The sequence below is a fragment of the Parabacteroides sp. 20_3 genome, from assembly GCF_964238835.1.
GTDB lineage: Bacteria > Bacteroidota > Bacteroidia > Bacteroidales > Tannerellaceae > Parabacteroides > Parabacteroides distasonis.
Genome location: NZ_CAXSNO010000001.1, coordinates 801,193 through 828,083 on the forward strand (window position 1 = coordinate 801,193; position 26,891 = coordinate 828,083).

14 protein-coding genes and 1 tRNA gene are annotated in these 26,891 nt (G+C 43.8%); 8 read left to right on the top strand and 7 right to left on the bottom strand.

What is annotated here, in order from left to right; genetic code table 11:
• Nucleotides 1-177: 177 nt before the first annotated feature.
• Genes ACESPU_RS03395 through ACESPU_RS03405 form a run of 3 tightly spaced genes read right to left on the bottom strand, consistent with a single transcriptional unit; the run spans nt 178 to nt 5,395 of the window.
• Nucleotides 178-678 carry a lipid-binding protein gene (locus tag ACESPU_RS03395; protein WP_008771702.1) on the bottom strand — a complete coding sequence of 167 codons (501 nt, stop codon included), beginning with the start codon at nt 676-678 and terminating at the stop codon, nt 178-180.
• A gap of 43 nt (nt 679-721) precedes the next feature.
• Nucleotides 722-2,194, bottom strand: coding sequence for a SusD/RagB family nutrient-binding outer membrane lipoprotein (locus ACESPU_RS03400; RefSeq protein ID WP_005865342.1), 1,473 nt, complete (start codon nt 2,192-2,194; stop codon nt 722-724).
• A gap of 27 nt (nt 2,195-2,221) precedes the next feature.
• The gene (locus tag ACESPU_RS03405; RefSeq protein WP_057327196.1) at nt 2,222-5,395 is read right to left on the bottom strand and encodes a SusC/RagA family TonB-linked outer membrane protein; all 3,174 of its coding nucleotides are present in this window, start codon (nt 5,393-5,395) and stop codon (nt 2,222-2,224) included.
• 400 nt (nt 5,396-5,795) lie between these two features.
• Between ACESPU_RS03405 and ACESPU_RS03410 the strand changes: the two genes are divergently transcribed.
• Complete coding sequence (locus tag ACESPU_RS03410) at nt 5,796-8,738, top strand: SusC/RagA family TonB-linked outer membrane protein (protein WP_087880993.1); 2,943 nt, start codon at nt 5,796-5,798, stop codon at nt 8,736-8,738.
• A 13-nt stretch (nt 8,739-8,751) separates the two neighbouring features.
• Nucleotides 8,752-10,296, top strand: a complete 1,545-nt coding sequence (locus ACESPU_RS03415) for a SusD/RagB family nutrient-binding outer membrane lipoprotein (RefSeq protein WP_005865336.1) — start codon at nt 8,752-8,754, stop codon at nt 10,294-10,296.
• 95 nt (nt 10,297-10,391) lie between these two features.
• Here the strand turns inward: ACESPU_RS03415 and ACESPU_RS03420 are convergent, their stop codons facing one another.
• From ACESPU_RS03420 to ACESPU_RS03430, 3 genes are all read right to left on the bottom strand, one after another.
• Complete coding sequence (locus tag ACESPU_RS03420) at nt 10,392-11,864, bottom strand: ATP-binding cassette domain-containing protein (protein ID WP_122115020.1); 1,473 nt, start codon at nt 11,862-11,864, stop codon at nt 10,392-10,394.
• Nucleotides 11,865-12,000: 136 nt separating this feature from the next.
• Nucleotides 12,001-13,488, bottom strand: a complete 1,488-nt coding sequence (locus ACESPU_RS03425; protein ID WP_057327194.1) for a SusD/RagB family nutrient-binding outer membrane lipoprotein — start codon at nt 13,486-13,488, stop codon at nt 12,001-12,003.
• Between the two features lie 25 nt (nt 13,489-13,513).
• A complete protein-coding gene (locus ACESPU_RS03430; RefSeq protein ID WP_005865330.1) occupies nt 13,514-16,759 on the bottom strand; it encodes a SusC/RagA family TonB-linked outer membrane protein in 3,246 nt (1,081 codons plus the stop codon).
• Nucleotides 16,760-17,318: 559 nt separating this feature from the next.
• Here ACESPU_RS03430 and ACESPU_RS03435 point away from each other — a divergent pair.
• A complete protein-coding gene (locus ACESPU_RS03435) occupies nt 17,319-17,987 on the top strand; it encodes a DUF1080 domain-containing protein (protein WP_158532480.1) in 669 nt (222 codons plus the stop codon).
• A gap of 51 nt (nt 17,988-18,038) precedes the next feature.
• On the opposite strand, the gene argB is transcribed toward ACESPU_RS03435, so the two are convergent.
• On the bottom strand, nt 18,039-18,806 hold the full coding sequence (argB, locus tag ACESPU_RS03440) for an acetylglutamate kinase (RefSeq protein WP_036651497.1): 768 nt from the start codon (nt 18,804-18,806) through the stop codon (nt 18,039-18,041).
• 77 nt (nt 18,807-18,883) lie between these two features.
• On the opposite strand from argB, the gene ACESPU_RS03445 reads away from it, so the two are divergent.
• The 5 genes from ACESPU_RS03445 (at nt 18,884) to ald (ending at nt 26,829) form a co-directional block, all read left to right on the top strand.
• A tRNA-Gly gene (locus ACESPU_RS03445) sits at nt 18,884-18,956 on the top strand.
• Between the two features lie 362 nt (nt 18,957-19,318).
• On the top strand, nt 19,319-20,506 hold the full coding sequence (locus ACESPU_RS03450; protein ID WP_005855611.1) for a DUF4105 domain-containing protein: 1,188 nt from the start codon (nt 19,319-19,321) through the stop codon (nt 20,504-20,506).
• On the top strand, nt 20,503-22,092 hold the full coding sequence (locus tag ACESPU_RS03455) for an alkaline phosphatase family protein (protein ID WP_081024267.1): 1,590 nt from the start codon (nt 20,503-20,505) through the stop codon (nt 22,090-22,092). Before ACESPU_RS03450 ends, ACESPU_RS03455 begins: the two co-directional genes overlap by 4 nt.
• Nucleotides 22,093-22,257: 165 nt before the next feature.
• The gene (gene secA / locus ACESPU_RS03460) at nt 22,258-25,638 is read left to right on the top strand and encodes a preprotein translocase subunit SecA (protein WP_005855607.1); all 3,381 of its coding nucleotides are present in this window, start codon (nt 22,258-22,260) and stop codon (nt 25,636-25,638) included.
• Between the two features lie 96 nt (nt 25,639-25,734).
• Complete coding sequence (gene ald, locus ACESPU_RS03465) at nt 25,735-26,829, top strand: alanine dehydrogenase (protein ID WP_005855604.1); 1,095 nt, start codon at nt 25,735-25,737, stop codon at nt 26,827-26,829.
• Nucleotides 26,830-26,891: the final 62 nt, after the last annotated feature.

The following is a 26,891-nucleotide window of genomic DNA, read 5'->3' on the forward strand; positions in this document are numbered from 1 at the left end:
ATATTATCTGATTGTAAACACGAAGGAACAATAATAAGTTCTTTGTAGCACAATCTACAAACTAAAAGTTTGTTATCACGGATTACCAACTAATAAAAAACCATATATCAAAGTAAATAAAAAGGGCCTGCCAAATACATGGCAGGCCTCTCCTACTTTTCAAGATATTAAATCATATCAATAATCTTCACCTTCCCAACCTGTTTTACGGAATCCTTTAACCGTCATCGACTTTCCATTTTGAGTCAAGGTAAATTCAATGGCATCCACTTTTGTATTGGCTTGAGTAGTATAACCATCCACAATTACTTTACCAGAGATATTGAAGGTTACAGTAGAATTTATACCATCATCCGCATGGAGCAGATTAGCGATACCATCCCCATCAAAAGATTTAGAAGCTACATCGCAATGAATCTTGCCACGTACTCCCCAGTCGTTTGTGGCAACACTCATTTTTATCCACATCTTATCCGTGGCATCATCAGTCGTATTGTAAGTATTGCAGGTCACACCTTCCGCCAAGACACCACCATCCTCACCTGTAACATTAACTACCCATTCGCCACATAAAGGATAAATGGCCGTGTATTCTATCTCGTAATCACCATAGGTCTCACAAGAAGAAAAGGTGACCAACGCCAATAAGATAACCAGTAATTTATTTATCTGTTTCATATTCAAAAAGCTTTTCTGATTAATATACATTTATAACACCCATTTATTTATGCCACCATTGTTTTTCCGCTAACGGAACTACCGCCGGAGTATTAGGGTTATAGTCTGAAGATGACTTCGGATACAATAAACGACGAGGATATTCACCCGGAGCCAACGCAGAACCAATGCAAGGAGTCAACTGCCCCCAAATATATCCTTCCTCATCCACATGCTTTGTCCCTAAAACAGGAATACCGGTACGATTGATATCAAACCATGCGTCCCATGCTTGACAACGAGTGGAAGCGATCCACTTCTGGGTCAAAATAGAGGTAAGCATTGAATTTTGGTCCGTACTATCGAAAGCATAAGGAGCACCTTCCGAAATAAACTCGGCAGCAGAATATCCCCAACGTTCAAACGCATAGTTCACACCTTGTTCATAAGCCACTTTCGCTTTAGCCACATCATTCAAACGAGCGTAAGCTTCCGCTTGCAGGAACGCTACCTCAGCAGCAGACATAAAATAAACAGGATCCGTAGGACCTAGCTTAGCCACAGAGATCATACGAGTTGTTACCGCTACCGAGTTTGGGCGGTCACCATACTTCAAAGCTGTTGTCTCGCCGGAGCCATCCGTATTAGGTGAATAAAAATCATTTAAACGAGGATCCTCATATTTTTTCAAATAATCGCAAACCGTAGCGCACGCACGAATATTTACAGTTGAATTCAATTTACGACGGTCATTCTCATACAATGGATTTGATTTATTTTCCAAATCTTGAAAACAGTCCATCTTAGCGTCTACACTCAGCAAATCTCCTTCGTCGAGCAATGCCTTGATAGCAGCTTTATTCGTATCGAAATCACGCATCAACAATTTTAGCTTTAAACTCTTCGCAAATTGAATCCACTTATTCACGTCACCAGCGAACACCAAGTCTTGTTTTGTAACCGAAGGCAAACCACCTGCGGTAGCCTCCGCCTTTTTAGCGATAATCTCATCCAACATCGCTAATAATCCCGGATAAACCACAGTCTTACTGTCATCATACTTTGGTGTAGTATTCTCATTTCCAAGGATAGCTTCTGTAAAAGGAATAGAGCCATAAGAGTCCACTAGGATATGATACATAAAGGCAGTCATAGTCTTACCCATTACCCAATAATTCCATTCTTGAGCCGATTCAGAGCTTTTGATAACCAAATCCAAGTCTGGCAGTGCTATTGAATAAGGTATAGACCACAAACGAGAATCGGATGCGTTAGTTATCGTATAGTTAACCAATGTATTATACTGGTTGGATGTATGTCCCTGCGTACATTGCTGAGACCACATGCTACCATATAATTCGTAAGTACCACCTACAATACTTGCTACTCCTGCGATACCAGAAGGAAGCAAAGTAGAAGAAGAGGCTTCCGTTGGATATTCCGGATTCTGGTTAATATCCAAATAATCGGAACAAGCTGTAGTCGCCATCAACAAGCAGCTAACCAGTCCTGTATATATTAAATTGTTTCTTTTCATACTATCTTTACTTTTTAAAGTTACTTATTATAATACGACTTTAATACCACCACCAAACGTACGGTTTGTCGGAGCCGCACCAAATTCACCAATTTCAGACAAGATGTCATTACCATAATTCGTACCTTCCGGATCTACGTAGTTGTTCTTTTTCGGGGTCCACATAAATAAATTACGTCCGATCAAACTAACTTGAACCATAGAGAATGGGGTTTGTTTCAACCATGCTTTCGGCAAAGAGTAAGAAAGTGTAATCTCTCTTAATTTCAAGTAATCTTTAGGTAAAATCCAATTTCTATACTGAGCGTAGTTGGAGGCGTTATTATAGTAGGTATTAACAGCGCTAGAAGCACCTCCCCAATGTACGATAGGTATATCATTCTCTACGTATTGACCATTTACGACTTTCACGGAATTAGGAACCACAAATGGTTCACGATTATTAAACACCGTATAAGTAGAGTTTCCGGCAAATGTAAGCAATTGAGAGGTATATGAATAGAACTCACCGCCATTACGCCAATCTAATACCGCTGATAAAGTAATCCCTTTCCATGTGAAATGCGTATTAAAGCCCATCAAGAAATTAGGAGTAGACGTTCCTACGATCTCTTTCTTGCTAGCATCAATTGTCGGCATACCGTTATTATCAACGATCACCTTACCATCATCGGTCGTGGCCAAAGCCGGAACCTTGAAAACGCCCAAAGGCTGACCTACTTCCGCAACGAAATCCACTTGATAGGAACTTGTCAATTTATACTCAGTTACATCATCCCATAACTCTTTCACCTCACTCCAGTTCTTACTGAAAGTAAAACCTAATCCCCACTCGAAATCTTTCGTACGAACAGGAATGCCATTCACTGCCAACTCGACACCTTGATTCGCAATCTTACCTACGTTGCGGGTCATAGACGTATAGCGAGACTCCGGAGCCAGACTAGCAGATATTATCTGATCTTTCGTACTCTTATTATAATAAGCAGCATCAATATCCAAGCGATTGTTAAACAGATGCGTTGTTAAACCGAACTCCCATTCTGTCGTGATCTCCGGACGAAGATCCATACTCGGCAAACGATTATACTCTGTCAAGCCTAATGTATTATTAATAGGTAAATATAAATCTCCAAAACCTAAACTGATTTGAGTCGGTGTAAAATAACTGCTAGTACGGTAAATCGGGGCATCGTTACCAGTCTGTCCCCAAGCTGCACGAACCTTCAAGAAATTCAGATAATCAGATTTCAAATCCTCAAACATATCCGTGATGATCAATGAAGTATTCACGCCACCATAGAAAAAGCTATTATTTCCTTGAGGTAAAGTAGATGACCAGTCGTTACGAATAGAAGCATTCACAAACCAGAAATTCTTGTAACCAAACTCACCTTGAGCGAACAAACCAACCAAACGGCGTCTATCAGAGTAAGTCGTAGTCATGGGCTTATCAACACCATTCGCTAGGTTAAACCATCCCGGTTGCTCCAAACCATACAGATAAGATTTCAAATAAGAACTCGTTTGTTGATTCAAGTTCCATCCAATCATACCATTCAAAGCGATATCCTCACCGATTTTATAATCCGCGTTTAAGAAAGCGGTCGCATCAATTTGCTCCACCTTGTCACGACGTTCCGTATAAGTACCGGGCTGCTGCTTCTTACCACCTAATTCACTCCAAGACCCTGAAGCGAAAGTCACTTTTTCATTCCATCTCTTTTGAGTAGCGTTCGTAAAGTCACCACCTAAACGTCCAACTGCCTTCAAACCTTTCATAATCTCAAAAGCAAGCTCGATCTTACCATAGACACGGTCGTCTTGATATTTATTACGATTATGATCTAACACCCAATATGGATTCTCCGCATAAGCTGTATAGAAGTTATCCGTATTAAAATAAGGATTCGTATAATCTTTCATTGAGCTAATATCTACATCCACGGCATGTTGCAAAATCTCAGAAAACATCGTTGCACCATCATCTCCTTGGCCAGCAGCAGCTTGTGTGATATCTTTACGGACATAGTTCAAGTTTAATTCCGCAGAAAAACGTTTATATTTCATATTACCTCTTAACGAGATTGTATTACGAGCATATGAATCAGCGTCACCCGGTAATACACCGTCAGACTTCACATTACCATAGGAGGCAACAAAACCAAGTTTATCATTACCCATACGAATCGAGACGTTATTATTCGTCTCAAAACCAGTTTCATAAAAATCACGAAGATTGTTCTTTACATACGAGAAAGGCTTAGAAAGCGGAGTTAATAAACCTTCTGAGCCGTCTGAGTAAGGTCCCCAGATATGATCACGACCATCCAAAACCGGTCCCCAAGAACCATTCTCCATAGGTCCGAAAGATCCCCATCCTTGTCCGAAACGATCTTGTGTTTGAGGAACACGCAATACGCTAGATCCCATAAATGAGCCATCGTACGTAACAGAAAGCTTCTCAGCCCCAGCCCGTTTTGTTGTCACCATGATAACACCATTAGCAGCCCGGCTACCATAAAGGGCAGTAGCGGAAGCACCCTTCAAGACTGTTACAGACTCAACATCCTCTGGGTTAATGTCATTAGCTTGGTTACCAAAATCCACGGAGTTAGAGAAAGAATCCTCACCTTGGAAATCATTCATAATAGGCACACCATCCACCACATACAAAGGTTGATTAGCACTGAAAGAACTGATACCACGCACGATTACTTTCTGAGAAGAGCCTGTAGCACCACCGCTAGTAATATTCAAACCCGCAACCTTACCAGTCAAGCCTGACATCACTGATCCAGACTTAGCGGCATTCAAATCTTCACTCTTCACAGTAGAGGCTGCATAGCCCAACGCCTTTTCCTGCTTTTTCATACCAATCGCAGTTACGACAACCTCCTCAAGATTCTGGGTACCAGACTGAAGGACTACCCTCAACACATCTTGTACCGGAACCTCACGAACAATCATGCCCACATAAGAAATTACCAGAGTCTTCGCGGAACTTGGTACATCCAAACTGAACGCACCATCAAAATCCGTTACTGTTCCTGTAGTAGTACCTTTGACTATTACAGACGCACCAATAATCGGTTCACTGTCTTCGGCGGAAATAACAGTTCCTGTTACTTTCCTCGTCTGAGCTGTGGCCAATCCAATGCCTAAAACTAGGCAAAGTAAAAGATAAGTCAACTTCTTCATAGACACACTCTTTTTTTGTTTAACTTACATATAATTAATTCGCAATAGATTTATAGCAACATGGAAATTAAGGTTCGGACAAATGCAAATGTAACAATAAATTTATTATAACAAATAAATAATTAAAAAATTTCAATAAAATAATAAGAAAAGATAAACGGGGTAGAAAATTTGGAGACTTTTTTAGCCCCTAATTTAAATATTATAATATATACACAAGAGATTACGGCTTACATCAAGTATAAAGAATTACATATTTAACACTTTGAGAGATAAAAATATACATAAAATAACAGCGAACGATTCCTGCGTACATCATGATTTTCAGACTATAACGAGGTTCCGCGAAAACTAAGTAATAATAAAAAATAACATATTGTTCATAGGTTCCGCGAAGACTCTGGTATTCTCTTATGTGGGAATGGTGGCGAAAGAAGTTCCTATCGAGCCTGTAATGAAAGTGGAGCTACAATCAGGGGCACAGAACCTAAGTGAAGTCGTTATTACAGCCATGGGTATCTCCAAAGAGAAAAAAGCTTTAGGTTATGCGGTACAAGATATAAAGTCTGATGAGTTAACGCAAGCGGCAAACTCCAGCCTATCGGGAGCCTTACAAGGAAAAGTCTCCGGATTAGAGATTAAACCATCTAGCGGTATGCCCGGTGCTTCTTCTCAGATAACGATTCGTGGAGCCCGTTCATTTACAGGGGATAACTCTCCTCTATATGTTGTAGATGGCATGCCTATTTCTTCTGCCGCAGACATGAGTACTTACGATAGCGTTAGCGGAGCAGATTATGCGAACCGAGCAGTCGATATCGATCCTAACGATATCGAGAGCATTAACATCCTGAAAGGACAAGCAGCTTCCGCCTTGTATGGTATCCGTGCCTCTAATGGTGTAATCGTTATTACAACAAAAAGTGGTAAAGGGGCAAAAAAAGGGAAACCACAAGTATCATTTTCTTCTAACTTGAGTTTTGACAAGATTTCCAGAAAACCTCATCTTCAGAATATATACGCTCAAGGTAGTAACGGTAAATTCAATCCTAACGCTTCAACTAGCTGGGGACCTAAAATCTCAGAATTACCCAATGATCCTACCTACGGAGGAAATACAGATAATACATACACCAAGCAATCGGGCAAACATGAAGGTATGTATTACGTTCCTCAACGTGCCAATGCAGGAATGGATCCATGGACTACTCCACAAATTTATGATAATATAGGAGAGTTCTTTGATTTAGGTACGACTTGGAACAATTCATTAAATGTCGCACAAGCATTGGATAGAGGCTCTTATTCCTTTTCTTTGGGTAGTACTACCCAAGATGGTATAGTCCCTACTACAGGTATGGATCGTTACAATGTAAAATTAACAGCGGAATCCCGATTGGAAGAGCATTGGACTACCGGTTTTTCCGGAAACTTCGTGAATTCAAAAATCCAAAAATCTACCGGAGCTAATGACGGTATCGTGGCGACCGTATATCCCGCACCCGCTCATTATGATTTAGCAGGTATACCATCCCATTATGCCAATAATTTATACCAACAAAATACGTATCGCGGTACAGGAGGATTCGACGCTGCCTATTGGTCTGTCAACAACAATGAATTTACAGAAAAGACCAATCGTTTCTTTGGTAACGCATATGTAAACTTCGGTACAAAATTCAATACCGAAAATCATAAGTTAGATGTAAAATATCAAATGGGTGTAGATGCTTATACTACCCATTATCAAGATATTTGGGGATATGGACATGCGAACGGAAAAGGACAGATAGAAAACTCGGGATGGACAACAACGACGTTCAACTCTCTATTAACCGCGACTTACGCATGGAAGATCTCCGAAGCTTGGGACTTTGATGCCTTACTGGGTAATGAGATCGTACAAGACAATAATAAATATTACTGGCAATATGGTGGTACATATAATTTCCCGGGATGGAATCACATCAATAACACCGTAACTAAAGATAATGAAGAAAAACAGAGCAGCCAACGTACAGTAGGTTTCTTTGGCAGTCTTTCTGCTTCGTATAAGAATATGTTATATTTAAATGTTACGGGCCGTAATGACTATGTATCTACAATGCCGGCAGGCAACCGCTCATTTTTCTACCCTTCCGTATCGGTAGGCTGGATATTGACAGAATTAGAACCTTTAAAGAACGAAATCGTAAATTACGCGAAAATCCGTGCTTCGTACGCTGAGGTTGGACAAGCCGGGAAATACTATCAGAACTACTATACGACTCCTTCTTTTGGTGGAGGATTTTATAGCGGGACACCTTTGATGTATCCTATCGATAGTCAAAATGCTTTCACAGAATATGGGATCGTGTATGACCCCAATTTGAAACCTCAAAATACTCGTTCTTATGAACTAGGAGCGGATATTAGTTTCTTCAACAATTTGGTATCGATTAATTACACTTACTCTCGCCAAAATGTAAAAGATCAAATTTTCGAAGTACCATTAGCATCATCCACGGGATCAAGCAGTTTTATGACAAATGGAGGAAAGATTCACACGAACGCTCATGAGTTAACGGTGAATATCAATCCAATCCGTTTGAAGAATGTAGATTGGAATATCGGGATCAACTGGAGTAAGATAGATAATTACGTAGATGAATTGGCTCCCGGGGTAGAAAGTATCTTCTTGGGCGGATTTACGACTCCTCAAGTACGTGCGGGTATTGGTGATAAATTCCCGGTAATATACGGAGTCTCTTACGCAAGAGACGATAACGGTAACTTGATTGTCGACGAGGATGGAGTTCCCATGGCTGGTAAAGATGATGTAATCGGTAAAGTCTCTCCGGATTTTATCCTTGGTTTCAATACAAATTTACGTTTGTGGAAATTCAATATTAGCGCTGTATTCGATTGGAAGCAAGGAGGACAGATTTATTGTGGAACAAATGGTCTTCTTGACATGTATGGTGTAAGTAAAAACACTGAAAATCGAGAAGGATCATTCATTGTTGAAGGAGTTAAGGAAGACGGCTCCAAAAACACGACACCTATATCCGGAGCGAACGAGATGCAACATTATTATGAGACGATCAATAATATCAACGAATCTTCCGTATATAATAGCTCGTTTATTAAGTTAAGAGAATTAGCTGTTAGTTATCCTGTATTCCAGAAAAAATGGTTAGAAGTCAACTTGAATGTTTTCGCAAGAAATATCTTGGTTTGGTCCGAACTTGCTAACATAGACCCGGAATCCACTCAAGGAAACACGAATATGGCTGGTTCTTTTGAACGTTTCTCATTACCAACAACTTCTAGTTACGGTTTTGGTCTAAATGTTAAATTCTAAAATGATTACTCATATGAATAAATATAAGTTAACGCATGGATTATTGGCTCTGGCATTGCTGGCAGTTCCTATGATTTCTTGTACAGATAGCGTAATGGACGATATTAATGTAGACAAAAATCACGCACAGGATGTACAAGCCAAATTTATTGTAACAGACTTGATCACTTCTACCGCATTCAGCACCGTAGGAGGCGATTTCTCTACTTATGCATCTGTATATATTGAGCAAGAAGCAGGTATTCATAATCAGTTATTCAATGCCGAGACTCGAAATGGAGAACCATCTTCAACAAATACTTATAACAATGTATGGTCTTCTACCTATACCAACCTAAAGAACGCTAAAACAGTAATAGCTAAGTGTTCCGGAGAAGGAGAAGAAGCAGGTAACCAAATCACGCTAGGAATCGGACAGTTTTTCGCCGCCTATAACCTAGCGGTACTTACCGATTTATTTGGAGATGTGCCTTGGACAGAAGCTTGCGATATGAATATTAGCATGCAGCCTAAAATAGACTCTCAAGAATCTATTTACAGTGACATCTTTAAATTAATAGATGACGCTATCAGTAATTTCGATGGTACAGATGCCATGGGAGCGGTAGGAACAAATGATCTGGCTTATGGGGGCAACGGAGGTAAATGGAAAAAAGCGGCTTACGCCTTAAAAGCCCGATTAACAATGCATCTCTTAAATAGAGCATCGGACAAGACCGCTTCATTGAACACTGTCCTAGATTGCATATCTAAATCGTTTGAATCTTCAAGCGAAGAGTTAAAATTTAATTTCTATGATGGTGTCACCAATATCAATCCTCTATTTGGGTTCTGCTTTACTCGTGATGCTCTAGCCGCTAGCCAAAGTATAGTGGAAAAGTTTGTAGAACGTAACGATCCGAGGGGAACACGTGCCTTTATGGACCCGGACTGGGTACAACGTGAAGATCCTTCAGAGGTTAACGCCGCACCAAACGGGAAGCCTGAACAAGTGCAATTCACATACGACACTTCCATATTTTATGGCTCTTCTTTAGCTCCGACAATGATGCTAAGTTATCATGAATTATTATTCCTGAAAGCAGAAGCTCTTTGTCGATTGAATAAAAAAGACGAGGCTGAACCAATACTAAAAGAGGCGATACAAGTAGCATTTAATAACATGAATCGTTCTATCCAAGCAACGATCAATTGCCCGGATTTATTAAATTATGGAGGGGCTACAGCAAAAGCCGATCTAACAGAAGAGGTTGCCGCTGAATATTTTGATAAGAACGTAAAACCGTTATTCGAGGCTAACCCGCTGAAAGAAACCATGATCCAGAAATATCTTGCTTTCTTTGGCGCATCAGGTGAGGCTGTCGAGGCTTATAACGATTATCGTAGATTAAAAGCGGCGGGTGAAGACTTTATCACATTAAAAAATAAAGGTAAATTCCCATTACGCTTCATTTATGGCTCTGGTGACGCAACAGCAAATAACAATATCAAGGAAGCTGTTGGCGATGGCCAATATGTATACAGCGAACCGGTCTGGTGGGCGGGTGGTAGCCGTTAAATGACCTTATAAATTCATAGTTATGATTTTTTCAATTCATACTTATCTTTTGAAAAATCATAACTATGTTTTTTTCAAGTCCTTATAAGGATAATTTACGCATGCTTCACTAGCTCGAACCGCTTGTCTACGCAAGCAGGTAATTCATGCGGGTAATGGGTTACGTAAATCAAGGTTTTTCCCGGGCGATCGCAGAATTGCTCGATAATAGCAGCCGCCTTTTTCTTATTGCTCACATCCAGACCGTGGAGAGGCTCATCTAATATAATTAAATCGGGATCTTTCACGAAAGCTCTCGCTAATAAAGCCAAACGTTGTTCTCCCGATGATAAGGTCAAGAATAAACGGTCTTTCAAATGTTCGATGCCAAAAACTTTCATCCACTCCAAGGCTACCGTTTCTTGCTCCGCATTACACTTACGAAACAAGCCGATCGAATCGAAAAAGCCGGAACCGACAATATTCAAGGTAGGGACATTCTCTTTATAATATAAGTGCATCTCCGGCGATACATATCCGATACGCTTCTTGATATCCCAAATACTTTCCCCGGAACCTCTCTTTCTATCAAACAAATACAACGTATTCGCATACGACTGGGGATTATCCGCGTAAACCAAACTCAGCAAGGTAGATTTACCAGCGCCATTCGGACCGAATAACGCCCACTTCTCCCCGTTCTTGATTTCCCAATCCAAATCTTTCAAGATCGTACGGCTACCATAGCGTATTTTCACATGTTCCATGCGTAAAGTCACCTCATGTAAAGAGGCTATCTTGTTCATATCCACAGGTAAACGAACCTTACCAACTTCCTCGCATGCATGAATGCCTTCCGTTGGAAAAAGACGGGCGATTAATTCCGTATCCGACATAAACTCCTCTCGAGTCAGCGGAGGCAAGCAAGTACGATCATGGATAGGCAATACATGCGTGATCATTGCCGGTATGTCATTGGGGTTAGATAATAACAAGACAACTTGAACACCATTCAATTTTGTCATTTGCCCTAGCATCTCTACCAATAAATCCCGGGAAGGAGCGTCTAAGCCGATAAAAGGATTATCCAAGATCAAGACACGAGGACGGCTAAGCAACGTCCTGACAATCAAGAATTTTCGTAATTCACCACTTGATAAGAAGATCAACCGCTTAGGCAATAAATCCTCTATACCGAAAAGAGTCAATATCTTCGCTAAATTATCAGAGCCGGCATATTCCTTCAACAATTCCTCGACAATAGGCATCTCCTCCGTCTCTGTCGAATGCCAACGCTGTTGGTAATAAGAATTCCGGCAATCCGCCAACGAATAAATATCCTTAAACGCTATGCTCTTGATAAAGTCACTCACCTTACCATCCCCGGAGAACACGACCTCACCTTCCTTAAAAGCGAATTTACGCTGCATAATATCCGCTATCAAGGTTTTACCAGCGCCATTCGGACCGATTACAGCCCATTGCTGTCCTTCATCAATTCTCCAATTCACGGGTGCCGTAAACCGCAATTCCGGCAAACGAGTAACGATATTCTTAATATCGACCACCATCATTCCTTCTTTTTCCATCTTTTTTCTAAATAAGCCGGACAAAGGTACATAGTTTATTTAAAAATGACAGCATAATGACAAAAAAAGGGACCACTCATCACGAGCAGCCCCTCTATAGTATACAGGCACTTGGTATGTCTATGTTAACTAGTAGTTAATGAACGCCTGTACGTGTATCCCACCACATTTGTTTACCCCACAAATTATCCACGACTTCCGCATCGAACGGAGCGCAATTCGCATTGTTCAAATTACGTTCCTTATCAGGATACGGAGAGCGGAACGGGGGTACGTTATGATTAGAATAGTTTGCCGGACGGCCCGGAGCCGGATACAAGTTGTCTGGCACGCCTGTACGGCGATACAATGACCAACCTTCCATTCCTTGCTTGAACATGGCAACCCATTCCTCATAATAAATCTGTTTCTTATCATTCGTGAACTTACCCGCGTTCGCAAGGTAATCCGCTATATCTTCGGCAGATACGCTATTCTCTTCCATGGAATAGGTAACAGCCTTATTGTATGCGTCCTCTGCGGAGATTCCGGTATTCCATCCCAACATAGATGCCTCAGCGACACAGAACCAAGGCTCAGCGACACGCATATAAGGAGAAAAACCAGCCAAGTCCGTGAAGAAACGTGCTCCCCAAATGGAATATTTAGAAGCTACCGCATTCGCTTTCGCCCCGATCGTATAACCGACATACTTAGGCTCACCGGCCTCCACACTTTCTTTTGTGGGTTGGAAATAAGATGAGCGACGAGGGTCCTCACGTGTATTCATATGATCCACGATCACGTCTGCGGCACAATACTCCGTCTTACGTGTACGATAACCGTCTGCCATCGGTTCGTAATAGTTGGGGTCTGTTCCGATCCACCAGAAGAAAGCATTATCATCGTTGCTTTCCATGATCGGATACTTAGTGGGATTACCCATGACTTCCTCTACGGTCTCCTTAGCCAACGCCGGGGAAACCTCTGAGATACGCATCGCTAAACGAAGACGCATAGAATTACAATATCTCTGCCACTTCTCGATATCACCACCGAATAACAGGTCTCCCTCGCCTAAGTCATCACTACCACCATCGGCAAAGCCATCCGCTGCTTCCTTCAATGTAGCCAATAAGCCCGGATAAATATCCTCTTGCTTATCGTATTTCGGCTGCAAGACCCCATCTGTCATCTTAGCGGCATCCGTATAAGGGACATCCCGCCAACGATCCGTGGCTACCTGCATCAAATGAACCTGCATAACCTTCGATACGTTCAGCATATTAGGAGTCTCATTAAACGTGGCACGCTTCTCGATATCTTTTAGGTTATTCAATATACGATACAAATACTCCCAGTTCGTATCCTGTACACCCGTACGGAAATTATAGCGGGACTCGTCGATATAAGTCATCTTCGAAGCATATCCGCAGAAAGTCATCGGCTCATCCATCGCGAACCACCGATCATACAGACGATAGGATGTGTAATATAAAGAATACGCCAGAAGATTCGTCGTAGGCACATCCGTAGGGCTATCCGGGTCTGTATTGACCTCCTCAAACGAATCGGTACACGAGCTACCGAATACAGTAGCACCGACCATCATAGCCATCATGAAATTCTTGATATATCTTTTCATATTAAATTCCTCAGATTAATGTTGATTAAAATGTTACACCTAATTTAAGACCAAAGCTACGAGAAGGAGGATAAGAGTTGGACTCAAAACCTACACCAGAGTTAAATCCTCTGCTTGTAGCCGTAGTCTCGGGGTCATCGCCACCGGTACTTGTAGACTCCGGATCAATATGAGCGATATTTGACTTATGCACCCAAAGCAACGCCAAGTTCGTACCAACCAATGATACATGAGCGGCCTTGATACATTTAGTCTTCTCTAGAATTGATTTCGGGAAATTATACGTCAGGTGAGCCTCACGCAATTTCAAGTAAGAACCATCGAATACCGACATCTCACAAATCGTATAATAATTGTAGAAGAAGTCCTCCGCGTTGACAGCGACATCATTAATCTTACCATCAGCGGTCTTGAAGACCTTGTCCGTCATATAATTCTGGCCAAGTACGACGCCATTCTCACGCAAATCGCCTTCTGCTGTGTGTTTCAAGATACCTGTCTGAGAACCGAATGCTTGTGTAACAGAATACACGTCACCGCCCAAACGGAAATCCAATAAGAAACCGAAGCTCCAATCCTTATAAGAGAACTCATTGCTGAAACCAGCCAACCACTTCGGCGTAACATCACCGATCTCTTTTCCAGCCTCGTAGACAGGAATACCATCCTCTACCAAGATCGAGCCATCCTCATTATATACGTAACCAGTACCTACCAAAGTACCCCAGCTTTTACCGACCATCGCATAGTTCTTCACGCTCCAGCTACTACCGATTTGGTAAGCGTCCAAAGACTGTCCGGTAACGGGATCTGTATAAAGCTCATCGATTCGACTCTTATCCTTCGCCCAGTTCAACGTAGCCGTCCAGTTGAATCCCTTCGGATTCTTGATGATATCACCGGATACCTGCAACTCGACACCCTTGTTGCTGATCTTTCCAGCGTTGATATACATAGAGGTATAACCGGTAGAGGTAGCCACGTTCGCATTCATGATCTGGTCGCTCGTCACCTTATTATAATATGCGGCATCAATATGCAAACGATTGTTGAACAAATTAGCCTCAACACCAACTTCCCAAGTCTTTACGCTCTCCGGACGAAGATTTGTAGGAGGAAGGATTGTCGGATTATAGAACAATGTAGTACCATTGAACGAAGAACTGATCAATGAATAATAAGCGTTCGAACGATACGGGTCCGTTGCGGAACCGATCTTTGCCCAACCACCACGCAATTTCAAGAAATTCAAATAATCGCCATTTTGCAATCCGGGGAATGTCTCGGTCAAGATCCAGCTACCACTGAAAGAAGGATAGAAGAAAGCGTCCTTGATCGTAGAGTCCCAGTCATTACGGACACTTACCTCGGCATAAGCCATATTCTTGTAGCCGATAGAGGCATTAGCGTATACAGAGTTTGAACGACGTTTCTCATGGTCGTTCAAGGTGTACGGGGTTCCATGAGCGTTCGCTACGGTAAATAATCCCTCCGCGGTCAATTCGTCCGCACCTGTCCCCATGATAGCTGTTTGATAATCACGATAGTTGGCTCCAGCCAAACCATTCAAGGCCCAATCACCGAAGTTCTTGTTCACGTAGGCGATAAAGTCCGCGTTAAACTCAGTCATCGAACGGTCGAAGCTACGAAAATATCCATTCGGATAGTCGATATTCCATAAAATACGAGAGAACTGATTAGAATCGTAATGATCCAAGCCCATACGACCTTCAAACTTTAACCAATCGGTCGGTTTGATATACAAAGAGGTCTTGCCATAGAAACGATTACGATCATAACTATTGGTATTCTTATTCAATGTCCAATATGGATTCGCATGGAAAGACTGTATCCAGTTATAATGCGTATATTTTCCATACTCATCCACTTGGTCCCAATTATTCTTCAAATCTTTCAAATCAACTTGACGACCAAACCACTGCATGATAGACTGCAAGGCATTCGTACTGTTATATCCCGTACCCGGCAAGTTTGCGCTTTTCGTGCGAATATAATTCGCGGACAAGTCGAAATCAATATACTTATTAAACGTCATTTTCGTGTTCACCGCCATAGCATAGCGCTTCTGATCAGTGTTCGGGGTCGTACCGCCTTGATCACGGAAAGATAAAGACGCGCGTGTAGACGTTTTATCCGTAGAGGCAGACAAAGCCACCGTATGATTCATAGAATAACCCGTTTGGAAGAAATTCTTGATATTGTCCGGGCTGGAAACCCAAGGAGTAGCCTGACGCACGCCATCGATCACCGGGCTATTGTATTGCGGCAAATTCAATCCGATATCCAAGCGAGGTCCCCAAGACTCATCTGCGTTATCGTTGATACCACTACCCATACCATCTACATAATTGTAACCATTCTCCAAGGCAAAAGCTTGATAATCGCCAGAATATCCCCCCGCTTGCGCTTCCTTCCAATCATACTCGGAAGCGTAATAGCCTTGTCCGTACTTATTCTGCAATCTAGGCAAATTATAAACCCGGTCAATCGTGATATCACCCTCATAAGAGATAGATACACCCTTGTCTTTCTTACCGGATTTAGTAGTAACCAAGATAACGCCATTACCGGCACGCATACCATACAAAGCGGCAGATCCACCCTTTAACACAGAGATAGACTCTATATCCTCCGGATTAATATCATTCAAGCCGGAACCCAAGTTTACAGTGGCACCTTTCGCGTTATCATTAGCGATAGGCACACCATCCACAACGATCAACGGTTGGTTATTACCAAAAGAGGAATTACCGCGAACCACGATATTCTGCGACGCACCAACCTGTCCACCTTGAGAAGTAATCTGCACACCGGCGATCTTACCGGAAAGTGAGGTCGCCAAGCTCTGTTGGCCAGCTTTTGTCAACTCATCAGATTTCACCTCTTGCAGGGCATAACCCAAGGCTTTCTTCTCACGAGTCAAACCCATAGCGGTTACAACCACCTCATCCAACGCTTTTGAATCCGAGTCCAAAACAACGTTGATCACGGATGCCACAGGGACTTCCTTCGTTTTCAATCCTACATAAGAAATAAAGATCATCTTAGCGTCTCTCGGTACATCTAAACTAAAGTTTCCCTCAAAGTCCGTAACCGTACCAATCGTAGTACCTTTCACAACGACAGCCGCACCGATCACGGGTTGCTGATCTTCCGATGATATAACATTACCTGTTATCTTCATCGTCTGTGCCGTTGCGACTCCTATGCCTATAAACAAGCATAATAACAAAAAAGTCAACCTTCTCATAAACACACTTTTAATTTAACAATTAATTATTTAAATCAAAATTCACACATAACTTACCATAGTTTACGAAGAACTTAGTTTAAAACAGCAGGATTATACATGCATATATTTAAAATTACATTAAAATATTCACTTTACTTTTACATACAATCATACATATACCTAATCTTCACACCGCAAATATAAAGAATATTTTCTGTTAAAAACAAATAATATAATAGTTTTATGTCATCAAAACAGTCAAATATATTTCACAACGTCATTTTTAGACCTATTAAATGCATATTTTGACACACAAGCAATATCATAATAACACAAAACCAATCAAGCAATAGGTAATTTTCAGTTAATCTATTTTACAACAATAAAGATTATGCAAGATTTTAATATCATTTTAACAAACTATTTGATTTCTGATAAAAAAAGAAGATTTCCTTAAGAATCATAGCATTTCAACCTATTTCGCTTTCACCTGTAAATAAAATCGTTCTTCGTAGACTATGTTTCTTCCAAAATAAATGAATACATTTGCCTCACGTAAATCTTTAAAACTAATAGCATGAAACATTTTCTTTTAGCCATGGCTACTTTATGGTGTGTGGCAGGTACATTCTCCTTATTCGCGGCGGATAACAATAAATGGAAGCCTCTCTTCGGTAAAAATCTGGAAAACGCCAACTACAATCCGGAAGTTTGGAGCGAGACTGATGGCGTGTTAGGTGCCGTGAAGGACGAGTCTATCTGGACAAAGGATGAATATGAGAACTTCGAGCTGGATCTTGATTTTAAGACCGACGTGGGCACGAACAGCGGAGTAGTCGTTTACTGTACGAACACGAAGGATTGGATACCCAACTCGGTAGAAATACAGATAGCGGACGACCATTGTGAAAAATGGGGAAACGGCAAGCCGTATGAGAAATGCGGAGCCATTTACGGACATCTAGGCGCCGTGCAAGACAAGGTTGTCAAAAAACCCGGGGAGTGGAATCATATGCGTATCAAATGCGCCGGACAACATATCATGGTTATCCTCAACGGAAAGAAAGTTACCGAAATGGATATGAGCAAATGGACTTCCGGCACCAAGAACCCGGATGGAAGCGATATCCCAAGCTGGCTGCCCAAACCTTTCGCCGAATTACCGACAAAAGGATTTATCGGATTACAAGGAAAACATGGGGATTCATTAATCTGGTTCCGTAATATCAAGATTCGGAGTCTTTGATAGACCTATTATATAATGTACGTGAGGGGCCATAAACAGCCCCTCATTTATTTAAAAGACTCTCGTCCCTTTTCCTTGGTGAATCTCCGAGGCTTGCGTAATAATCACTTGCTTCACCCCGGCGTCTATCGCTTGGTAAGCGTTTTCCAGCTTTGGGATCATGCCCCCTTGGATAATTCCTTGTTCTACATATCCCTTAAACGCTATACGATCGATTTCCGGTATCACGCTCTCATCATCGTTCTCGTCCAACAAAACGCCTTTTTTCTCGAAACAGAACATCAATGTCACCTCAAAATGTTTCGCCAACGCTTTAGCGGCTTCTCCCGCTATCGTATCAGCGTTCGTATTCAACATATGGCCTTGCTTATCATGTGTAAGAGGAGCCAGTACCGGCACGATACCTTGATGGATAAGAGAGGCTAGCAAATCGGCATTCACCTCTTTCACGTCGCCTACGAAACCATAGTCTACATCCTTCACGGGACGTTTATCCGAACGCATCAAGTTCATGTCCGCACCGGTCAAGCCTAAAGCGTTCACGCCCAACGCCTGCAAGCCCGCTACGATGTTTTTATTCACCAACCCGCCATAGACCATTGTCACGACCTTCAAGGTCTCGGCATCCGTAATACGGCGACCGTTCACCATCTTGCTCTCGATCCCTAATTGGGCGGCAAGCTTGGTAGCCGAGCGTCCTCCCCCATGCACCAAGACCTTATATCCCTCGATAGCAGCGAAATCGTTCAATAATTGACGAAGCGTTTCTTCTTCCTCAACGATCTTCCCTCCTACCTTTATCAAGACTAGTTTTTCCATACTTAATTCTTTTTTATAAAATTTTCTCGCCAAAGTTACTAAAAAAAGAAAGATTTGTATACATTTGCACTCGCAATGCGGTAGTAGCTCAGTTGGTAGAGCATCAGCTTCCCAAGCTGAGGGTCACGAGTTCGAGCCTCGCCTACCGCTCTATCAGGCATTAGGCGATTATCCAAATAAGGATGGTCGCCTAATTTTGTTTTATCTCCTCAATGCTCCTTCTAAAAGCAACGTCCGTTTCTCTAGCTAGAAACTAGAGTTTTGTGCAAGGGAAACTTCTGTTTCCTCATAGGAAAACTTTTGTTTTCCCTAGAAGAAACTAAAGTTTCTTAAAAAAAAATCCGTAAAAACTGCAACACTCTTATAATCAAAGACGTAACCAAGTTTCCTTTTCCCTTTATAATAAAAACAAAGCTATCTCTTTTCTCGACATAAAGCCATATGTTATGCTTAAACGATCTATACTGTTTAAGAAAAATAATCTACCTTTGCGTCAAATAATCAAGAAGAGAATGACAAAAAGCATATTTCTATTTCTGCTGGGGATTCTTTCCCTATCGGCGATGGCGCAACCCAAACTGAGCGAGGAAGCCCGTATCAGTCTGATGACCAGCGCACCGTACGATGAAGAGGTATTCACCGTGTACGGGCATGCCGCTCTACGCATATACGATCCCAAGCAAAATATAGATTATATATTCAATTACGGTATATTTGATTTCTCCAAACCTAATTTTATCTATCGATTCGCCAAAGGAGAGACGGATTATAAACTGGGAGTGGCCGATTTCCAAGACTATGTGATCGAGTACCAAATGCGGGGCAGCGATATTACGGAGCAAGTATTGAACCTCACCCAAGAAGAGAAAGAGCATATATGGGACGCCCTGCTTATCAATTACAGGCCGGAGAACAGGGTATATCGTTATAACTTCTTCTTCGATAATTGCGCTACCCGCCCTGCCGCGATCTTGGAAAAGGAGATCAACGGGAGCGTCGATTATCAGTATCCCTATCAATCCCAGACCTTCCGGGATCTTATTAATTATTGTACCCGAAACCATCCGTGGCTCACATTCGGATGCGACCTAGCGCTAGGCAGCCCCACCGACCGGGAGGCCACCCAGCACGAGATGCTCTTCCTCCCCCCTTATCTAAAAGAAGCGTTCTCTAAAGCCACCATCACGGGCCCGGACGGGACAATCCGCCCATTGGTGAGCGAGACCCACGTGATCGGAGCCGGGGAAGCCGACGAGCCGGAAAAAGATATCTGGGATTTATTCACCCCTTTAGTCTGCGCTTGGCTTCTGTTCGGAATCGTTTTAGGGCTTACTTGGATCGAATGGCGCAAAAAAAAATACTTCCTGTGGGTGGATTGTGTCCTTTTCTCGGTAGCCGGAGCCGGAGGTGTCATCCTCTTCTTTCTTAGCTTCATATCCGTCCATCCCTGCACGTGGCCGAACTGGTCTTTGGTATGGTTACAGCCGCTCGATTTGATCGCTGTTATTTTGTTTTGCGTAAAAAAGCTGAAGAAGGCTGCATATTACTATCATTTTATTAACTTTGCGGCGCTTACGCTGATGTTACTGGGATGGCATTTCATTCCGCAACATCTAAACAGTGCCTTTATTCCGCTTGTAGCCTCGATTTGGGTTCGTTCGGGTTGGGGTGTTTACAGAAAGATATGGAGAATCGGATGAGAAAAATTATAACGTCACTTATCGCTATCCTCGTGGTAACAAACCTTGAGGCGCAGCAGCGTACCCCCAAATTGGTGGTATGTATTACTGTGGATCAGCTAAGGGGCGACTATATAGAATACTTTTATAATACATTTGGCGAACGGGGCTTCAAGCGTTTGATGAACGAGGGGTTGGTGTACAACAATATCCGCTTCGAGTTCTCTGACATAGACCAAGCCAGCGCGTTCGCGACTCTTTTTACCGGAAGCAACCCTTGCTTCAGCGGTATCGCCGGAGATAAGACATTTGATTTCGAGAAAGAGAAAGAGGTCTCGATCTTAAATGATCCCGAATATCTGGGTAATTACACGAAAGAGAATTATTCGCCCAAGAATTTATTCAGTTCCACGATCGGCGACGAGTTGAAAATCGCCTCTCAAGGAAGAAGCGACGTATATTCCATCGCCCCGGATGCCGAGAGCGCCATCCTTTCCGCCGGACATGCGGCGAACGGAGCTTTCTGGATGGATAACACCAACGGGAAATGGGCTACCACGACGTATTATAAGGGAATCCCTTGGTACGTAGACCGCTATAATAACGGCCCGGAATCTTTGGCGTCACGCTTGGAAACCATGGTATGGACTCCTACCCTTCCAATGGAGAAATACAATGCCTTTCCTTACGTATTAGACGATCTACCTTTCCGCTATACGTTCAGCGAGAAGTTTGCGAACTGCTATCCGAACCTGAAGACCTCGCCGTTCATCAATAAGGAGATCAATCGTTTGGCCCTCCAGTTCCTAGAGTACGGAGGGTTTGGTACACGCAGTTGCCCGGATATGTTGTCTATCACGTACTACGCGGGCAATTACCGGGGTACGATGAGCAAGGAATACACCCGGGAGATTCAAGATACGTATTACCAACTCGATCAAGATATCGAGAAGCTACTGGATACGATCGACAAGAAAGTGGGCTTGGCCAATACATTGGTAGTCTTCACCGGTTCCGGTTATTATAAAAGCGAGGAGTCTTATCCGGACGGCTTGATGGTGAACGGTGGCGAGTTTCACCCGAAACGTTGTCTAGCCCTGCTTAATATGTACTTGATGGCCATTTACGGCCAACATACCAGCTGGGTACAAGGATACTACGACAACCAGATCTACTTGAACCGCAAGGCGATAGAAGACGCCAAGCTGGATTTGACGACTTTACAGAACAAGGCCGCCGAATTCATACAGGAATTTAGTGGCGTACAACTCGTCACTACGGGTAGAAGCTTGCTTACAGGTGACTGGAACGAGGGAACCGCCAAATTCCGTCAAGGTACGCACCATCTGAGACGGGGCGATCTGATCATCGAGTTGCAACCCGGTTGGAAAGTGAACCTCGACAATCCGAAAGAAAAAGTCAAGATTATACGCAATAATGCTGTTATCACCCCGCTGGTATTTATGGGCAACGGGTTGAAACCCCAACATATCTACCGCGAAGTCAAGGCCACTGAGGTAGCCCCCACGGTAACCCATGTGCTAAGAATCAGGCCACCAAACGCTACTCAAAGCCTACCGCTTTGGGAATTGAAAATTGGTAATTGAGAATTAAAATTATCATAGAAGGGAAAGGTAGGTGGTTCTCCCCTAAGTATTTTATCTGAATTCAAATAACAAAGTAATAACAGACGATGATTGCTCATTGACAATCGGAAGTTGAACTCTCAATTTTCAATTTTCAATTATCAATTATCAATTAACATAAGAATCATGGGATTTAATGAGTTTATGACGAAGCTGTTCGGCAATAAGTCGCAGCGTGACCTTAAAGAAATCACACCTTACGTAGATAAGGTAAAGGCCGTATATCCGTCAATCAAGGCACTCTCGAACGACGAGTTGCGTGCGAAAACAGATGAGATCAAACAACGTATCCAGGACTACGTAGCCGAGGAGAAAGCGCAAGTGGAAGAGCTTCGCAAAGGCATCGAGGATAAGGAACTGGAAGAACGTGAGGCGATCTGGGCCGAGGTAGATAAAATCGAGAAAGCCATCACGGACAAGATGGAAGTGGTACTGGAGCAATCCTTGCCCGAGGTATTCGCCATCATGAAAGATACGGCCCGCCGTTTCGCCGAGAATGAGGAAGTGGTAGTTACTGCTAACCAATTCGACCGGGATCTGGCCGCTCGTTTCGACTTTGTCCGCATCGAGGACGATAAGGCGATTTACGCCAATCATTGGAAAGCCGGTGGAAACGAGATCACATGGGATATGATCCATTACGACGTTCAGCTATTCGGTGGCGTCGTTCTTCATAAAGGTAAGATCGCCGAGATGGCGACCGGTGAAGGTAAGACCTTGGTGGCTACCCTTCCGGTATTTTTGAACGCCTTGACACGTAACGGTGTACACGTGGTAACCGTGAATGATTACTTGTCAAAACGTGACTCCGAGTGGATGGGACCGCTTTATATGTTCCACGGACTTTCCGTAGACTGTATCGATAAGCACCAGCCGAACTCCGAGGCTCGCCGTAAGGCTTACGAGGCGGATATCACGTTCGGTACGAACAACGAGTTCGGTTTCGACTACTTGCGTGACAATATGGCGATCAGCCCGAAAGACTTGGTACAACGCAAGCATAACTACTCCATCGTCGATGAGGTGGACTCCGTATTGATCGATGACGCTCGTACGCCGCTGATCATCTCCGGACCGATCCCTCGTGGCGAGGAACAATTATTCGAGCAATTCCGCCCGAACGTGGAGGTTGTCGTGAACGCACAGAAAGACCTTTGCTCCAAATTATTGATCGAGGCCAAAAAGAAAATGGCTAGCGACGACCAGAAGGTCGTTGAGGAAGGCTCTATCCTTCTGTACCGCTCCTTCAAGGGATATCCCCGCAACAAGGCGTTGATCAAGTTCTTAAGCGAGCAAGGCGTAAAAGCTCAAATGTTGAAGACGGAAGAATATTTCATGTCCGAGAATATGCGCCATATGCACGAGGCGACCGATGAGTTGTATTTCGTGATCGACGAGAAGAACAACAGTATCGAATTGACGGATAAAGGTATCGACCTATTGACCGGTAAGACGGACGACCCGACCTTCTTCGTACTTCCCGATATCACTTCCCAATTATCTCAATTGGAGAACATGACAGGAACCGAGGAAGAGAAACAAGCTCAAAAGGACGAGATCTTGGCGAACTATTCCGTTAAGAGCGAGCGTGTACATACCATCAACCAGTTGTTGAAAGCTTACACCTTATTCGAGAAGGATGATGAGTACGTGGTTATGGACAACAAGGTCATGATCGTTGACGAGCAGACGGGTCGTATCATGGACGGACGTCGTTATTCCGATGGCCTGCACCAAGCGATCGAGGCTAAGGAACGTGTAAAGGTAGAGGCCGCTACACAAACATTCGCCACGATCACCTTGCAGAACTACTTCCGTATGTACCATAAATTATCCGGTATGACCGGTACGGCGGAGACGGAAGCAGGCGAGTTCTGGGATATCTACAAATTGGACGTAGTAGTGATCCCGACCAACCGACCGATCGCCCGTAACGATATGAACGATCGTATCTACAAGACAAAACGTGAGAAATATAACGCTGTTATCGAGGAAATCGTTCAGCTGACGGAGGCAGGCCGCCCGGTATTGGTGGGTACGACATCCGTAGAGATCTCCGAGTTATTGAGCCGTATGCTTACGATGCGTAAGATCCAGCACAATGTATTGAACGCTAAGTTGCACCAGAAAGAGGCCGAGATCGTGGCCTTGGCGGGTCAAAAGAGTACGGTTACGATCGCTACCAACATGGCCGGTCGTGGTACCGATATCAAGCTGTCCAAGGACGTGAAAGACGCAGGCGGTTTAGCGATCATCGGTACGGAACGCCATGAGAGCCGTCGTGTAGACCGTCAGTTACGTGGTCGTGCCGGACGTCAGGGAGACCCGGGTTCTTCCGTATTCTTCGTTTCACTGGAAGACGACTTGATGCGTTTATTCGCTTCCGAGAAGATCGCCGGCTTGATGGATAAGCTTGGTTTCAAGGAAGGCGAGGTTCTGGAGCACAATATGTTGAGCAAGTCCGTAGAACGTGCCCAGAAGAAGGTAGAGGAAAACAACTTCGGTATCCGTAAACGTCTGTTGGAATACGACGACGTGATGAACTCGCAACGTAACGTAATCTACACCCGCCGTCGCCACGCCTTGATGGGAGAGCGTATCGGTCTGGACGTATTGAACACGATTTACGATACTTCTACAGCTATCGCCGATCAACACGCCGAGGACTTCGAGGGCTTCAAGTTAGAATTGTTCAAGACATTCGCCATGGAAAGTCCGTTCACGGAAGACGAATTCAAGAGCATGAAACCGGAGCAACTCGTAGAGAAATTGTTCGAGGAGGCATTGAAGACTTACAAACGTCGCATGGAACGCATGACGCAAGTCGCTCACCCGGTCATCAAGCAAGTGTACGAGAATCAAGGAGCGATGTACGAGAACATCATGATCCCTATCACGGACGGCAAGCGCATGTATAATGTATCTTGCAACCTGAAAGAGGCTTACGACACGGAATGTAAGGCAATCGTTAAATCCTTCCAGAAATCAATCGTATTGCATATGATCGACGAGGGATGGAAAGAGCATCTACGTGAGATGGATGAGCTGCGCCACTCCGTACAAAACGCTAGCTACGAGAACAAGGATCCATTGTTGATCTACAAACTTGAATCTTACAACCTGTTCAAGACAATGGTAGACAACATGAACCGTAAGACAGCCGCCATCTTGATGCGTGGACAGATCCCGGTACGTGAGGAGCCGACCGAGGAGCAACGCCAAGCCATGCAAGCCCGTCAAGCGGCCGTAGCCCAGCAAGCCGCCCAAGCGATTGCCGAGGAAAGAGCCCGTCAACGTATCGCCGTACAAGAGGCCGCCCCGGAGAAGCACGAGGATATGAGCCGTTACCGCACGGAGAAAACAGACTTGAGCGGAAACAACACCCAAGCTGAGGCACCTCAACCGAAGCAAGCTCCGGTCCGTGCCGAGAAACGAGTAGGACGCAATGATCCATGTCCTTGCGGAAGTGGCAAGAAATACAAGAACTGCCACGGACAAGGTTTATAAGGAACAAGAAATAAGATAAAAAAAGAGGGACAGAATACCAATCTGTTCCTCTTTTTTGTATATTGCAGGCATATAAACCCATTAAATGCTACCATTATGATTATTGGAATTCCAAAAGAAATCAAGAACAACGAGAACAGGGTAGCTCTTACTCCCGCCGGAGCCAAAGAGTTGGTGAAAAGAGGTCATACCGTGTATGTGCAACACACGGCTGGTATAAACAGTGGTTTCGCCGATGATGCCTATGTGGCGGCAGGGGCCCGGATACTCCCGGCCATTGAGGATGTATATGGAATTGCCGAGATGATCGTAAAAGTAAAAGAACCGATCGCCAGCGAATATCCCTTGGTACGCAAAGGACAGCTTGTCTTCACCTACTTCCATTTCGCATCCGACGAGGCTCTCACCCTTGCCATGATAAAGAGCGGCTCCATCTGTCTGGCTTACGAGACCGTGGAGAACCCAGATCATACGTTACCCCTTTTGATTCCTATGAGTGAGGTGGCCGGACGCATGTCCGTACAGGAAGGCGCTCGTTTCCTTGAGAAACCGCAAGGTGGCAAAGGCGTATTGCTAGGTGGCGTGCCGGGCGTGAAACCGGGTAAGGTATTGGTTTTAGGCGGTGGCGTGGTAGGCCACAACGCCGCCTTGATGGCCGCCGGGCTAGGCGCCGATGTCACGATCGCCGACATCTCGCTTCCCCGCTTACGCTATCTGTCCGAGACGATGCCGAAAAACGTGAAGACGTTGTTCTCTTCCACGCATACGATCGAACAGGAATTACCCACAACCGATTTAGTGATCGGCGCCGTATTAATCCCCGGAGCCAAGGCCCCGCACTTGATCACCCGGGATATGTTGAAGTTATTAAAACCGGGCAGCGTATTGGTAGACGTAGCCATCGATCAAGGCGGTTGCTTCGAGACCTCCCACCCGACTACGCACGCCAATCCGGTTTATGAGATAGACGATATCCTCCATTACTGCGTAGCCAACATTCCGGGAGCGGTCCCGCAGACTTCCACATTAGCCTTGACCAACGCTACCCTGCCGTACGTGATCAAGCTTGCCGACAGAGGTTGGGAAAAAGCCTGCGAAGAAGATCCGGGCCTAGAACTGGGATTAAACATCGTGGAAGGAAAGATTGTCTACCCCGCCGTAGCAGAGGCTTTTCCTTCACTCAAAGCATAAGTTTCAAAGAATCTTTCATCAGTAGGGATTGCCGTAAGCAATCCCTTTTTTATGTTTTCTAT

What these genes read in the sequence shown, in the direction of transcription:
- ACESPU_RS03395 (WP_008771702.1), bottom strand. Translation starts at nt 678, where the DNA reads ATGAAACAGATAAATAAATTACTGGTTATCTTATTGGCGTTGGTCACC.
- ACESPU_RS03400 (WP_005865342.1), bottom strand. Translation starts at nt 2,194, where the DNA reads ATGAAAAGAAACAATTTAATATATACAGGACTGGTTAGCTGCTTGTTG.
- ACESPU_RS03405 (WP_057327196.1), bottom strand. Translation starts at nt 5,395, where the DNA reads ATGAAGAAGTTGACTTATCTTTTACTTTGCCTAGTTTTAGGCATTGGA.
- ACESPU_RS03415 (WP_005865336.1), top strand. Translation starts at nt 8,752, where the DNA reads ATGAATAAATATAAGTTAACGCATGGATTATTGGCTCTGGCATTGCTG.
- ACESPU_RS03420 (WP_122115020.1), bottom strand. Translation starts at nt 11,864, where the DNA reads ATGGAAAAAGAAGGAATGATGGTGGTCGATATTAAGAATATCGTTACT.
- ACESPU_RS03425 (WP_057327194.1), bottom strand. Translation starts at nt 13,488, where the DNA reads ATGAAAAGATATATCAAGAATTTCATGATGGCTATGATGGTCGGTGCT.
- ACESPU_RS03430 (WP_005865330.1), bottom strand. Translation starts at nt 16,759, where the DNA reads ATGAGAAGGTTGACTTTTTTGTTATTATGCTTGTTTATAGGCATAGGA.
- ACESPU_RS03435 (WP_158532480.1), top strand. Translation starts at nt 17,319, where the DNA reads ATGAAACATTTTCTTTTAGCCATGGCTACTTTATGGTGTGTGGCAGGT.
- argB (WP_036651497.1), bottom strand. Translation starts at nt 18,806, where the DNA reads ATGGAAAAACTAGTCTTGATAAAGGTAGGAGGGAAGATCGTTGAGGAA.
- ACESPU_RS03450 (WP_005855611.1), top strand. Translation starts at nt 19,319, where the DNA reads ATGACAAAAAGCATATTTCTATTTCTGCTGGGGATTCTTTCCCTATCG.
- ACESPU_RS03455 (WP_081024267.1), top strand. Translation starts at nt 20,503, where the DNA reads ATGAGAAAAATTATAACGTCACTTATCGCTATCCTCGTGGTAACAAAC.
- secA (WP_005855607.1), top strand. Translation starts at nt 22,258, where the DNA reads ATGGGATTTAATGAGTTTATGACGAAGCTGTTCGGCAATAAGTCGCAG.
- ald (WP_005855604.1), top strand. Translation starts at nt 25,735, where the DNA reads ATGATTATTGGAATTCCAAAAGAAATCAAGAACAACGAGAACAGGGTA.